This is a genomic window from Streptomyces cavernae (genome assembly GCF_004023625.1).
GTDB classification, from domain to species: domain Bacteria; phylum Actinomycetota; class Actinomycetes; order Streptomycetales; family Streptomycetaceae; genus Streptomyces; species Streptomyces cavernae.
Genome location: NZ_ML137712.1, coordinates 138,512 through 151,135, shown reverse-complemented (window position 1 = coordinate 151,135; position 12,624 = coordinate 138,512). Strand labels below are relative to the sequence as shown.

The following is a 12,624-nucleotide window of genomic DNA, read 5'->3' as shown; positions in this document are numbered from 1 at the left end:
CCTCGTCCGTTCTCGTCCGCCGGGGCCGTACGCGCCGGCCCGTTCTTCCTCCTCCGCGCCGGTTCCCACCCTGTTGCAGAGGTGTGCCGCGAAGCCCTGTCGCGCCCGTGCACACGCGATTACTCTTGCCCCTTGATGGGACGTCATGGGTGGAATTCGGGGGCACGGCGGTGGCGGCTCACCGCGCTGCTCGGCGTGGGGGCGGCCGCTCTGGCTCTGGTGCTTACCTTGATCAACACATTGCCCTCGAGCGGTGGCAGCCAGGCGGGCACGACTCCGGACGGGGACAAGGTGTACGGCAGCCCCTCGGTCCCCGCCGAGCGGCCCGATCCGGAGGTCGGCTGGGGCTTCACGCACACCCAGTACAGCGCCGACGAGGGTGACAGCACGGCCACCGCGCGCGTCGAGGGCGATCTGTCGCGGCAGCCGCTGCCGCAGATCCAGCACATCATGGGGTGGGGCGCCGGAAACCCCGAACCCGTCAAGGGGCGTTACGACTTCGACGAGATGGACAGCCGCGTCGACTTCATGCGCAAGTCGGGCGGCACCCCGGTGATCACCCTGTGCTGCGCCCCGGACTGGATGAAGGGCGGCAAGTCCGGCGTCGGCAACACCGACTGGAGCCAGGCCGCCCTGGAGACCGCCCCGGACCCGGCCCACTTCCAGGACTTCGCGAACCTCGCCGCGACCGTCGCCAAGCGCTACCCGGACGTACGCCACTTCGTCGTCTGGAACGAGTTCAAGGGCTTCTGGAACGACGCCGAGGGCCGCTGGGACTACGAGGGCTACACCAAGCTCTACAACCTGGTCTACAAGGCGCTGAAAAAGGTCGACAAGGACATCCTGGTCGGCGGGCCCTACCTGGTGATGGACAGCCTCGACCCGCGCCAGAAGGAGAACGCGTCCACGGCCCTGAAGGGCCCCTGGGGGGTGATGGACCAGCGGGTGCTCGACGCCTTCGAGTACTGGAACAAGAACAAGGCGGGCGCCGACTTCGTCGTCGTCGACGGGTCCAGCTACACCAAGGACGACGACCTGCTGCCCGACGAGTTCGCGGCCACCGAAAAGTTCACCGCCGTCAGCCGCTGGGTGCGCGAGCGCACCGGTGATCTGCCGCTGTGGTGGGCCGAGTACTACGTGGAGCCGGCCGACGGCAACGACGACCGCAAGGGCTGGTCCGAGGCGCGTCGTGTCGCCGTCCAGGCCTCCGGTCTGATCGCGCTGGCCCGCGGCGGCACCACCTCCGCCTTCTACTGGAACCCCGAGGTCAAGAGCGGCAGGAGCTGCGCGGGCTGTCTGTGGACCCCCACCGACGGCGCCGACGGCGGCAGGCCGCTGCCGATGCTCGGCCTGCTCTCCCGCTTCAGCGAGGAGTTCGGCCCGGGCACCGAGTTCGAGGCGGTGTCCGTCGCCCCGGACGACCGGCCCAATGTGCGCGTCCTCGCCGACGACGACATCGTCCTGGTGGTGAACACCCTGGACCGGCAGATCAGCGCGCAGGTCGACGGCAGGCGGTTCGACATGAAGGCGTACGAGGTGAAGTGGCTCAAGCGGTGAAAGGGCCGCAGACGGCGCACGGGCTCGAGCGGTAGAGGGGCTCGAACGGTGAATCCGTTCGAGCCCCTTCACCAGCGGGAGGGCAGCGGTACGACCTTCACTTGATCGTCAGGAAGCGCTGCACCAACGACGCGACCAGCACGGCGAGCAGTGGCAGCGAGAACCAGAAGGTGCTCTGCAGCCAGCGCAGTTGCCGCACACTCGGCCGCACCGCGACCCGTACCACCTCGCGCGCCGTCAGCAGCACGATCAGCGCCAGGGTCGCGAGTCCGCCGACCACCGACCACGGGGTCCAGGTCACCTGCGGCCCGATCGGCCCCGGATCCGCCTTCGGCGCCTTGCTGCCCGTCGGCTGACTGCGCAGCGCGTACATCGTGACGTCCTCGTTGACCAGGACCTTCTTCAGCTCCCGCCGCTGGTCCAGGTTGCTGACCAGCCGGTCCTCCCAGCTCACCGGATAGCCCGCGTCCAGCATCAGATAGGTCACCTGACTGCGGTTGATCATCAGATACGAGTTCGGGCCCGCGTCCTTCAGCGACTTCACCAGACCGGACACCAGGACCGGGTCGGTGGGCGCGAGGGTCGGCCGGTACTCGACCTTCTCCATGTCCCTCGCACCCCAGGGCATCGCGGGCGTCACGTTGTTCACCGTGTCATTGCTCAGCCACAGCAGCCTTACGGTCGGCTTGTCGTGCGCGTAGACGTAGTTCATGGCCGCGACCTCGCCCGGCCTGATCCGTTCGAACGGCTCGTTGCCCCAGCGGGCCACCAGGAAGCCGCCCATCAGGACCAGCCCGGCCATCAGCGCCGCGAGCGGGGCGAGGCTCACCTGGTCCTTGTCGCGCTCCTCGGCCGTGGCCCCGGTGCGCGGGAAGAGAGCGAGCCCGGCCAGCAGGGCCGCGCCGGGGAGCGCGAACATGAAGACGCGGAGCGCCATTTCGCCGCCGTAGGACTGCATGCCGAAGCCGAGGAACGGCACGAAGGTCAGGACGAGCAGCGACCGCTCGCGGTACTTGAACTCGCGCCGCCTGAGCCAGCCCCAGCAGGCGAACGCCATCACGCCGCCGGCGAGCAGCACGCGTGCGTACAGCACGAGTTTGTGGGTCGAACTGCCGCCCTCGATACGGCCGGACACCGATGTCGACACATTGCTGCCGACGCCGCCGACCCCGCCGAACAGCTCGTCGAAGTGCCCGGACCAGTACGGCTCGGCCATGAAACCGATCCAGAAGGCGACCATGACCGCGAACAGCACGGGCAGCCCGCGCAGTTCGGAGCGGCCGATGAGGACCAGGACGGCGAGCACGCCCAGCATCACGAACGGGGTGAGCTGATGGGCCGGGACGGTCACCGCGAACAGCCCGATCAGGACCATCAGCAGCACGGTCCGCTGCCGGCGGCCGGCCGGTTCGACCTCCGCCTCACCGGGGCGCCGCCGCGTCCACAGCACCCGCGGCGCCCGGAACCACACCAGCAGGACCGCCACGAACACCAGGTACAGCAGATAGGTGAAGCCCTGCGGCGAGAAGTAGTCCTGCCCCACCCAGCCGCTCAGCACGAAGATCCAGACACCGGTCCATTTGGCCCGCCAGCTCGCCCGCATGGAGCGCATCAGCAGGAACATCGGTGCCAGGTAGAGGAGTTGGATCGCCAGCGGCCACCAGCGGATGAGCTCGGTGAAGTCCGTGACCCCGCAGGCCTTGAGCAGGAACGCGGCCGCCGCGAAGAAGCCCGGCCAGCTCCAGCGGGCGTCCAGGTCGGGCACCGCGGAGCCGGTGCGGTCGATGTAGTCGATGAACCCCAGGTGCTGCCAGGCCGTCGCGAACCTCGGCTCGGTCTCGATCACCGCGGGCAGCGCGTGCAGGGAGACGACGGTGGCCAGCAGCGTGATCAGCAGCAGCACCCGGTGCTCGCGCCGGGACCAGAGCAAGCAGGCGAAGACGACGACCAGCAGACCGGCGCCGGCCAGCGTCGTCGGCGGCAGGATCGAGACCAGTCCCAGCCCGCCCATGCGGTCGAGATCGGCTTCCCCCAGCGCCAGCGCGGGCACCCAGTACAGCCCGAGGGCGGCCAGCAGCAGACAGCACAGCACCAGCCCGGACGGGGTGGGCCGCAGGCGTTCCGCGAGCGACGGGCGCGCGGGCGGCGGGGAGGGCGTGCGCAGCGACAGTGTCCGGGTCTCCCGCGCGCGCGGAGCCACGGGCCACCGTACGGCCACGGGGCCCGGTACGGGCACGGGGAACCGTTCCGGCTCGCGTGCCGGGGCCGCTTCCGGCTCGCGCGCCGGGGCAGCCTCGGAATCGCGGCGCGACGGCGCTTCCGGCTCCCGCACCGGTAGTGCCTGAGCATGTGCCGCGGCCTCAGCCCCGGGCTCCCGTGCACGCGCCGCTTCCTGTTCGGCGGCACGTGCGGGGGCCGCGGATTCCTCGGAACCTGCGGAACCCGCAAGATCCACGGAACCTTCGGAATCCACGGAACCCGCGGAGTCCGTCGTGGGGACCGAGCCGTCGGCTTCCGGTACGGGCGCCGCCTCGTCAGGTCCACCCGAGGGCCGGTCGTCATCGGATTCGGGGACCGGCTCGGCGTCCTCCGGTTCGGAGTCCGGCCTGGCGTCCTCGGGCTCGGCGTCCCGCGGCTCGGAGTCCGGCTCGGCGTCGTCCGGCTCCGTGCCCTGCGGCTCCACGTCCTCGGGCTCGGCCTCCCGCGGCTCGGAGCCCGACTCGGCGTCCTCCGGCTCCGCCACTGGCTCGGCGTCCTCCGGCTCCGCCACTGGCTCGGCGTCCTCCGGCTCCGCCACAGGCTTGGCGTCCTCCGGCTCCACGACCGGTTTCGCGTCCTCCGGCTCTGCTGGGGACTCCTTCCCGGAGTCTCCCGCCAGTTCCGCCTCGGCCTCGACCAGTGACGCCTCCGCCGCCGCCAGTGACGCCTCGGCCTCGTCCAGACTGCGGGAGACCCGGTCCTCCGCCTCTTCCAGCGAGGCATCGGCCGGAGTGGACGGCGGCTCCCGCTCCTCGACCGGCAGCCCGACGACGTGCTGCGGCTGCTCCGGCCCCTCCGACTGCCCCTCCGACTGCTCCACCGACTGTTTCGGGAGCGACCTGAGCGCCCAGGGCGGCCGGTCGGGCCGCTCCACGGCGGGCGTCCCGGCAGGCGGCGTGCCCGGTCCCGGGCGTACGTCCGGCCGCCGTTCCTGATGGTCGAAGTCCACATGCACCCCGAGGGCAAGCGTGTCCGTGTCCAGCTTCTGCGCCCAGGCCGGACCGCGCCTGGGCTTGGCTACCGGGGGAGTGGCCGGATCGGCGAGGTCGCCGTCCGTAGCCGCCTCCCGGAGTTCGCCGGCGGACGGCGCCGTCCGTACGATCCGGTAGAGCCGGGGCGCCGCGATCAGCACGATCACCGCCAGGCTGGAGATCTCCGCGACCCCCGCGCCGGTCAAGCCCATGCGGGGGAGCAGCAACAGTGTCAGCCCCAGCACCGACACGCACAACAGGCCCTGCAGATACGCGAGCCCGGAGGTCCGACTCTGGGCTCGCAGCACCGCGAAATAGGTCTCCATCACGACCCGCAGCACCGCGCCCACCGCGAACCAGCGCAGCAGCGGGGTCGCCGCGTCCGCGTAACCCGCCCCGAAGACGCCGAGGATGTACGGCGCCCCGAGGAACAGCCCGGCGCACACCGGCAGCATGATCCGCGCCATCCGCCGCAGCGCGGCCCGGGTGTTGGCGGCGAGCCGCGCCGGATCGTGGGATCCCTCGACGGTCAGGGAGGCGCCCATGTTGATGGCGAGCAGGTTGACCGTGCCGCCGATCGTGGTGGTGATGTAGAAGTACGCGTTGTCGGCCGGGCTGACCTGCGCCGCGACGATCACCGGTATCAGGTAGACCACCGCGAGGGAGAACAGCGAACCCGTGTAGTCGCCCGCGAGGAACCGCCCGATCTCCTTCAGGGACGGTGGATGGGCGTGTTCCGCGGTCTCCGCCTCGTGCCGGGGCACCAGCCGGCGGAAGACCAGCCAGCCGAGCGGCAGTACGGACGTGGCGATCGCGGCGACCCAGGACACGAAGACGCCCATCGTCGGGATCGCCACGGCGAAGGCGACCAGCAGCGCCAGCTTCACCGCCGAGAACACGGTGTTGCCCACCGGCACCCACAGCGCGCTGCGCAGCCCGGTCAGCACCCCGTCCTGGAGCGTGAGGACCGACCAGCCGACCACCGCGACGACGAAGAACGCGGCGTTCAGCGGGTCATGCAGGAAGCGGTACGAGTCCTCCCACGGACCGGGCGTGACCAGGAAGACGAGCGCAGCCAGCGCCACCACGAGCGAACTGCCCGCGTAGGTGCGCAGGATGAGCCGGCCCGTGGTGCGCCCGGCGACCGGGATGAACCGGGCCAGGGCACCGGTCAGAGTCACGGCGGTGATGCCCGCGAGGAGCTTCATCGCGGCGATCGCGGCGGAGCTCTGGCCGACCGAGTCCTCGGAGTAGTAGCGGGCGGCGGCGAGCCAGAAGCCGAGGCCGAGCACCGCGGAGATACCGGTGTTCAGCATCAGTGCGTAGGCGTTGCGGAACAGTTGGCCGCCCCCGCCCCCGCCCGTGCTCTCGCCCCCGCCCCTGCCCGCGCCTCCGCCCCTGCCTCCGGCACCGCCCCGGCCGAACCGGGGCAGTCTGAGCCGACGGCCGGAGGGCTGCTCGGTCCCCTCGGTCGGCTCCGTCGGCTCGGTGTTCGAGGTATTGGCCTGTGCTGTGGTCGTGTCAGACACGGGTGGGGATGGCCTTCCGGCGGACCTGTCGAGCTCGGCGGACCACGGCGTACCCCTTGGTGAGGGCGCGGTCCCTGGCGAAGGTGCGGGCGATCGCGCGGCCTTCGACCAGCCGCTCGAACTCCTCGATTCCGGTGCTGCGGCGCACGGTGACGCGGCGCAGGGCGTATGGACCCTGACCGCGGCGCGCCAGGTCGTTGTTGACGGCGAGCGCCTGGGCGAAGCCCGCCGCGCGCACCGTACGGCGCACCCGGCGGCTGGAGTAGCCGTACGGATACGCGAACGAGACGGGCAGGTTGCCCAGTTCATCGGCGATGATCTGTTTGCAGCGCAGCAGCTCGAACCAGAGGGCGTCGTCGTCGATCTCGTCGAGCTGCGGGTGGGTGTGGCTGTGGCCGCCGATCTCGACGTCCGCGTCGGCGAGAGCGCGTACCTGGTCCCAGTCGAGCATGGTGTCGAGGCCGCCGCCGGTGTCGTACGCGCCCCTGATCCAGCCCGTCGACACGAACAGCGTGGCGGTGAAGCCGTGTTTGGCGAGCACGGGCAGCGCGTGCCGGTGGACGCCCTCGTAGCCGTCGTCGAAGGTGATCAGCACGGGCCGCTCGGGCAGCGGGCCGCCCGAGCGCCAGGCGGCGGCGAGGGTCGCCGTGCTGATCGGGGTGAGTCCGAGGTCGGCGATCAGCGTGAGCTGTTCGGCGAACGCCTCGGGTGAGACGGACAGGTCCCGGGTGGCGTCGTTCGGCGTGTGTGCGACGGAGTGGTACATCAGGATGGGTACGGGTTCGATCATGCGGCTCTTTCCCCCTCGGCCTCCGTCTCCCCCCGGGCGCCGGCGATCCGAGTCACCGAGAAGGCGACTCCACCTCTGCGCGCCCGGACGCTGCCGAGGACGTACCCTCCTGCCGCCGTCAGTACGCCGGCCACGATCGCGCCCGCCCGGCCCGCGCCTCCGGGGCGGGCCAGCAGGGCGTCCCTGAGGCCGCGGGCGACCCCGGCGGGCAGCACGCGGGTGGTGTAGCGGCGCTCGGACTCGAGTCCCTTGCCGGCGCCGACACTTCGGGCGACCAGCGCCTTGGACAGGCCCTCGGCGTAGGTGCGGGTGCGGAAGTACGCGAAGTGCTCGCGGGCCTCGGGCACCCGGTGGTGGATGACCGCGCGGTCGTCGATGAGCAGGATGGCGTCCGGCCTGGCCCTGGTGAGCCGGATGCACAGCTCCGTCTCCTCGCAGCCCAGCGGCCGTTTGTCGCCGTCCCGTCCGATACCGGTCGCGAAGCCGCCCGCCGCGTCGAACGCCGTGCGCCTGAACGAGGCGTTGCCGCCGAGGACGTTGCGCACCCGGACCCGGCCGGGCGGCAGGCCCTTGTATGTGCAGCCCACCACCCAGTCGAACTCCTCCGGGAACCAGTCCGGCCGGCGCCCCGAGGCCCAGATCGGCAGCGTCCGGCCGCCGACCGCCATCACCCGGGGATCGGCGTACGCCTCGGCGAAGTGCCTCAGCCAGTCCCGTTCGGCCACCGCGTCGTCGTCGAGGAACGCGACGACGTCGCCGTAGGAGGCAGCGATCCCCGTGTTGCGGCCCGCGGACAGGCCGCGCGGGCCCGCGTTGGCCAGCACCCGGACCGCCGTGTCCTCCTTGAACTCCTTGGTCAGCCGCTCCAGGAGGACGGGATTGTGGTCCACGACCAGCAGTGTCTCCAGCGCCGGAAGTGACTGTGCGCGCACCGATGAGACCGCCGCGAGGATGTCCTCCCAGCGGTCCTCGGTGTACACACAGATCACCACGGAGATCTCCGGGTGGGTCAAGACACCGCTCCCTGGTGCGAGTTGAGCGTCGCGCCACGCGGTTTGCGGTGGAGTGCCCGGCGGTTGGAGCGCTCCTTGAGAATCACCCTGAGCACCCGGAAGCCGTCGCGCACGGCCCGCAGGTTGCTGGTGCCGTGGATGCGGAGGTACTCGTGGCTCGGTATCTCCTGCACCTTCAGCCCCGCCTTGACCACCCGGATGTTCATGAGGGTCTCGACCTCGAAGCCGGTGCAGTCGAGGTCGATCTTGTCGAGGCAGTGCCGCCAGAACGCGTTGTAGCCGTAGCAGAGATCGGTGTAACGGGCGCCGAACTTGGCGTTGACGACCGCGCAGAGCACGCGGTTGCCGAGCTTGCGGATCGGCGTCATGTCCGAGGTGCCGCCGCCGTTGGCGAACCGCGACCCCTTGGCGAAGTCCGCACCGGACACCAGCGCCGAGACGTAGCTGACGATCTCGTGGCCGTCGGCCGAGCCGTCCGCGTCGACCATGACGATGATGTCGCCGGTGCACGCCTCGAAACCGGTGATCAGGGCATCCCCCTTGCCCTTGCCGCGCTGCTTGACCACCTTGACCGAGGGCCACAGTTCGCGGGCCACCCGCACGGTGTCGTCGGTGGAGTTGCCGTCGACGAGAACCACTTCGTGGATCCACCCCGGCAGCGTCTTGAAGACGTAGGGAAGGTTCTCCGCCTCGTTCATGGCGGGTATCACGACGCTCACCGGCGGTGCTATCGCCAGGTGACTGGAGATCGGACGGTACTTGCTCGTTGCCGATGTGACCGACGGATCGTCTTCCGAGACCGCCGGGCGCAGAACAGAACTCATGAGTCTTGGTCCCTCTCGTCCGGTGGGCCGCCCGCCCCTGGGCGGCCCGGCTTCGTGTCCGGTTCGAAAGGGGGGTCTCTCACTTACGGCATGCCGGAATCGGTCTCCGAACACCCCGGGTGAGCTGGCAAAGCTGGCCGACTGCGAAAGCCGGTCGCGCGGCTCGCGACTCGGTACAAAAGCGTTCACCGAGCACGGCGGCACCCCCCTACCGCGCCCCGCGCCGACCCGTCGTCGCGACCTTGAGCCCTCCCCTAGATCGCATTGTGCGCTGATGGATCGATGCGGGCTGATGTATGACGGTATTGATGATTGATATTGTATGGCAAGACCTGGAACGTGGTCTCACCTTTTTGTTGATTTGACCGTTACCGACTCCCTGAACGGATTTTGCCGATCCGTTTAAGGAGTTTGTCCGCCGGGTCGAACAGTTCCGGCCGGGACAGCACCGTGTTGCGTAGCGCACGCACCGGCGCACGCCTCGCGCGGTGACCCAGCGCCACGGGATGACGACGTGTCACCCACCCTTCGGACACGCTGAGTTCGCGTGTCTTCAGGGAGTCCTTGTACTCCTTCTGGCCGCGGCCCAGATCCAGATAGGCGATCCCGTCCGCCGCCGCGGCCTCGGCCATCCGCAGGTGCAGGATCAGGCCCGGCGAGTATTTCGCGAAGGCGGGGTCGTACGCCGGGAACCAGCAGGCCAGCACCCGCTCCGAGCGCAGCCCGAAGTGTGCGGCGACCGGTTTTCCGTTCGCGTAGAGCACCGACAGGATTCCCGCGAACCGCTCGGCTCGGGTATGGAACAACTGGTGCACCAGCCGGGTGATCCACGGCTGCGCGAAGCGGTCGCTCCGCCCGGTCCTGCGGTACTGCGCCGACTTCCACTCCATCAGCGCGCGCAGCGCCGCCGGGTCGCGTTCGTCGTGGACGTACGTCACGTCGGAGTGGTCCCGCCCGAGCTTGCGCTCCTTGGCGAGGGTGGTCCGGGTGAACTTCGGCGACCGGGCACGCAGTTCGCCCAGATACGTTTCATAGCCCCGGTCGACGTCCATGACCGGGGACGGGAAGGTGCCGGAGGCCCCAGCCTCGAACGGGACCTGGCCCTCCACCAGGTGGTCGAACTCCCACACCGCGAGCCGGCAGGCACGCAGCAGCTCCTGGGCGTCCCAGTCGAGGCCCGGCCGGTGGACCAGGCCCTGGCAGTCGGAGACCCCGAGGCCGATGGCCCGGCCGACACCGGCGGCGGTTCGCTGGAACGGCAGGAAGGCCACCGGCTCGCCGTTCTCACGGCCCACCGCGATCCGCACGCCCCTGCGGCATCTGCCCACCGCGAGCGCGAACTCAGGGCTGAGGAACGGATTCGCCAGCTCGGGCGAACCGTTCAAGTGGGCCTTGGACTGCAGATCCGTCCATGCCGTCCGGTCGGCGGACGTCAGGTCGCCGGGACGGTACACCTCGATGTCCACGTCAGGGATTCCGTCTATTCGCGGTACGGTCACGCAACCGCCGTACCAGGACCAGCAGGAGTATGAGGGTGCTGAGGGCGGCCACCGCCGCGATGCCGCCGGGCACCGACCACTGGTGCAGCGCCAGCATGGCCTGGGCCACGAGCATGTCGAGCGCCACCGCGCCGGCCACCGAGGCCAGGGTCCGGGCGTACGGGTCCAGCCCGCCCAGGGCCGCCCAGATCGCCGCGCCCGGCGCGGCGAGCAGGAAGAACAGCGTGAGCGGGCCCCGCAGCGGTGAGGCGGAGTCGGCCAGTGCGAGTACGGCACCGATCCCCGCCACGGCCAGGACGGCGCCCGCGAGCAGCGCCGGCAGATCTCTCCCCGAATCCTGCCGCGTCGGCTGTTCGCTGTCTGTTGAAGGTGGCTTGATACGCATGGTCTGCATTGGCGACTTTGCCCCCCGAAGCGCCGGATGCCGGGCTTCAATGTCGCGCAGCGCACCCGGCGGAGTCAAGGACGCGGCGGAGGATGCGCCAGTTCCCCGAAGACGCGGGCTCTCTCCGGGGAACTGCCGCTCGTCCGGGCCGAGTTGCGGTTCCGGTCTTTGCGGGTGCTACGAATGCCGCGGAGTGCTGCCGGCGCTGCTGGTGCTGCGGTGCGGCAAGCCGTGCCGGGCCGCGATTGTCACGGGACGAGCCGCAGCAGCTTGTTCGGGGAGCCGGTGCCCGGGCTGGTGACCACGTTCGAGGTGGCGCCGTTCACCAGGGCTGTGGCGACCTGGGCCGGGGTGGCCGAGGTGTTACCGGCGAGATAGACCGCCGCCGCGCCCGCGACGTGCGGGGTCGCCATCGAGGTGCCGGAGATGGTGTTCGTCGCGGTGTCGCTGGTGTACCAGCCTGCCGTGATCGACGAACCGGGGGCGAAGATGTCCAGAATCGAACCGTAGTTGGAGTAGCTGGCCCGGGCGTCCGTGCTGGTGGTGGCGCCCACCGTGATCGCCGAGGCGACGCGGGCGGGGGAGTACGAGGAGGCGTTGGCGTTGCTGTTGCCCGCAGCGACCGCGTAGGTGACACCGCTGGCGATGGAGTTGGCGACCGCCGTGTCCAGTGAGGCGGAGGCGCCGCCGCCGAGCGACATGTTGGCCACCGAGGGGCCGGAGTGGTTCGCGGTGACCCAGTCGATGCCCGCGATCACGCCCGCCGTGGTGCCGGAGCCACTGTTGTTCAGTACCCGCACGGCGACGATCTTGGCTGCCTTCGCGACGCCGTAGGTGCTGCCCGCGATGGTGGTGGCAACGTGTGTGCCGTGGCCGTTGCCGTCGGAGGCGACGGTGTCGCCGTCGACGGCGTCGTAGCCGTAACTGGCCCGTCCGCTGATCTGCTGGTGCGTGATCCGGACGCCGGTGTCGATGACGTACGCCGTCACCCCGCTGCCCGCCGAGTCCGGGTAGGTGTACGTGGTGGACAGCGGGAGCGCCGCCTGGTCGATGCGGTCCAGGCCCCACGGGGCGCTGGTCTGCGTGGTGTCGGCCAGGTGGACGGTCTGGTTCTGCTCGACGGCCGCCACCGCCGGGTCCTTCGCGAGTCTCTTCGCCTCGGTCTCGGAGAGCTCGGCCGTGTAGCCGTTCAGCGCCGCGCCGAACGTCTTCCTGACCGTGCCGCCGTATTCGTTGATCAGGCTCTTGCCGGTCTTGGAGGCGGCCTTGAACCCGGCGTCCTTCTTGAGGGTCACGATGTAGCTGCCCTTGACCGCGGTGGGGGAGTCCGCGGCGAGGATCCTGCCCTCGGCCGGCGCGGCGTGGGCGGGGAGTGCGGTGAGCGCGCCGAGCAGGGCGGCGGCGGTGAAGGCGACCGTCGTGGCGGTCCGGAGCTTCGTGCTACGCAGTCGTGCCATTACGAGGGAGTCCTCCTCTAGGCGCACGCGCCGGGGTGGGGCGCGTGACTGTGGGGGATGCACGCGCAGCCGCGTGCACAGCCTGGAGCGTTGCGTTCCGCTCTTGGCTGACCCACAGACTGGGCCAACTACCCAGTCAGCTCAAGAGAGTTGACGGCTTGTCACGTATCTGTCATGCACACGTAATCAATTTCATGGCCAAGTCACAGAAAGCCAGGGGATAAGCCGGGAAAGGTTCGCGCGGACCGATAAGGCCGAAAACGTCTTGGCATGGACACTTCCAGTCAACTCGCGTAACTGCTACGACGGTTATGGCAGAGATCCTGCTAAAGGGAGGTTC

The 12,624-nt window shown here is 70.1% G+C and carries 8 protein-coding genes; 1 reads left to right on the top strand and 7 read right to left on the bottom strand.

What is annotated here, in order from left to right; translation table 11 throughout:
• The first annotated feature begins 135 nt into the window (after positions 1–135).
• Positions 136–1,557 (top strand): GH39 family glycosyl hydrolase, encoded by a 1,422-nt coding sequence (locus tag EF387_RS06700; protein WP_128375624.1) that lies wholly within the window; start codon positions 136–138, stop codon positions 1,555–1,557.
• A gap of 97 nt (positions 1,558–1,654) precedes the next feature.
• On the opposite strand, the gene EF387_RS48060 is transcribed toward EF387_RS06700, so the two are convergent.
• From EF387_RS48060 to EF387_RS06660, 7 genes are all read right to left on the bottom strand, one after another.
• Positions 1,655–6,316: a lipopolysaccharide biosynthesis protein gene (locus tag EF387_RS48060; RefSeq protein ID WP_420802534.1), complete on the bottom strand. Its 4,662-nt coding sequence runs from the start codon at positions 6,314–6,316 to the stop codon at positions 1,655–1,657.
• Positions 6,309–7,106 (bottom strand): polysaccharide deacetylase family protein, encoded by a 798-nt coding sequence (locus tag EF387_RS06685; protein ID WP_128375555.1) that lies wholly within the window; start codon positions 7,104–7,106, stop codon positions 6,309–6,311. Before EF387_RS06685 ends, EF387_RS48060 begins: the two co-directional genes overlap by 8 nt.
• Positions 7,103–8,119, bottom strand: a complete 1,017-nt coding sequence (locus EF387_RS06680) for a glycosyltransferase family 2 protein (protein ID WP_128375554.1) — start codon at positions 8,117–8,119, stop codon at positions 7,103–7,105. Before EF387_RS06680 ends, EF387_RS06685 begins: the two co-directional genes overlap by 4 nt.
• A complete protein-coding gene (locus EF387_RS06675; RefSeq protein ID WP_128375553.1) occupies positions 8,116–8,943 on the bottom strand; it encodes a glycosyltransferase family 2 protein in 828 nt (275 codons plus the stop codon). Before EF387_RS06675 ends, EF387_RS06680 begins: the two co-directional genes overlap by 4 nt.
• Positions 8,944–9,311: 368 nt before the next feature.
• The gene (locus tag EF387_RS06670; protein ID WP_128375623.1) at positions 9,312–10,409 is read right to left on the bottom strand and encodes a GNAT family N-acetyltransferase; all 1,098 of its coding nucleotides are present in this window, start codon (positions 10,407–10,409) and stop codon (positions 9,312–9,314) included.
• 1 nt (position 10,410) lies between these two features.
• Positions 10,411–10,836, bottom strand: a complete 426-nt coding sequence (locus tag EF387_RS06665; protein WP_202918158.1) for a hypothetical protein — start codon at positions 10,834–10,836, stop codon at positions 10,411–10,413.
• Between the two features lie 239 nt (positions 10,837–11,075).
• Positions 11,076–12,284 carry a S8 family peptidase gene (locus tag EF387_RS06660; protein ID WP_128375552.1) on the bottom strand — a complete coding sequence of 403 codons (1,209 nt, stop codon included), beginning with the start codon at positions 12,282–12,284 and terminating at the stop codon, positions 11,076–11,078.
• Between the last annotated feature and the right edge of the window lie 340 nt (positions 12,285–12,624).

What these genes read in the sequence shown, in the direction of transcription:
- EF387_RS06700 (WP_128375624.1), top strand. Translation starts at nt 136, where the DNA reads ATGGGACGTCATGGGTGGAATTCGGGGGCACGGCGGTGGCGGCTCACC.
- EF387_RS06685 (WP_128375555.1), bottom strand. Translation starts at nt 7,106, where the DNA reads ATGATCGAACCCGTACCCATCCTGATGTACCACTCCGTCGCACACACG.
- EF387_RS06675 (WP_128375553.1), bottom strand. Translation starts at nt 8,943, where the DNA reads ATGAGTTCTGTTCTGCGCCCGGCGGTCTCGGAAGACGATCCGTCGGTC.
- EF387_RS06665 (WP_202918158.1), bottom strand. Translation starts at nt 10,836, where the DNA reads ATGCAGACCATGCGTATCAAGCCACCTTCAACAGACAGCGAACAGCCG.
- EF387_RS06660 (WP_128375552.1), bottom strand. Translation starts at nt 12,284, where the DNA reads ATGGCACGACTGCGTAGCACGAAGCTCCGGACCGCCACGACGGTCGCC.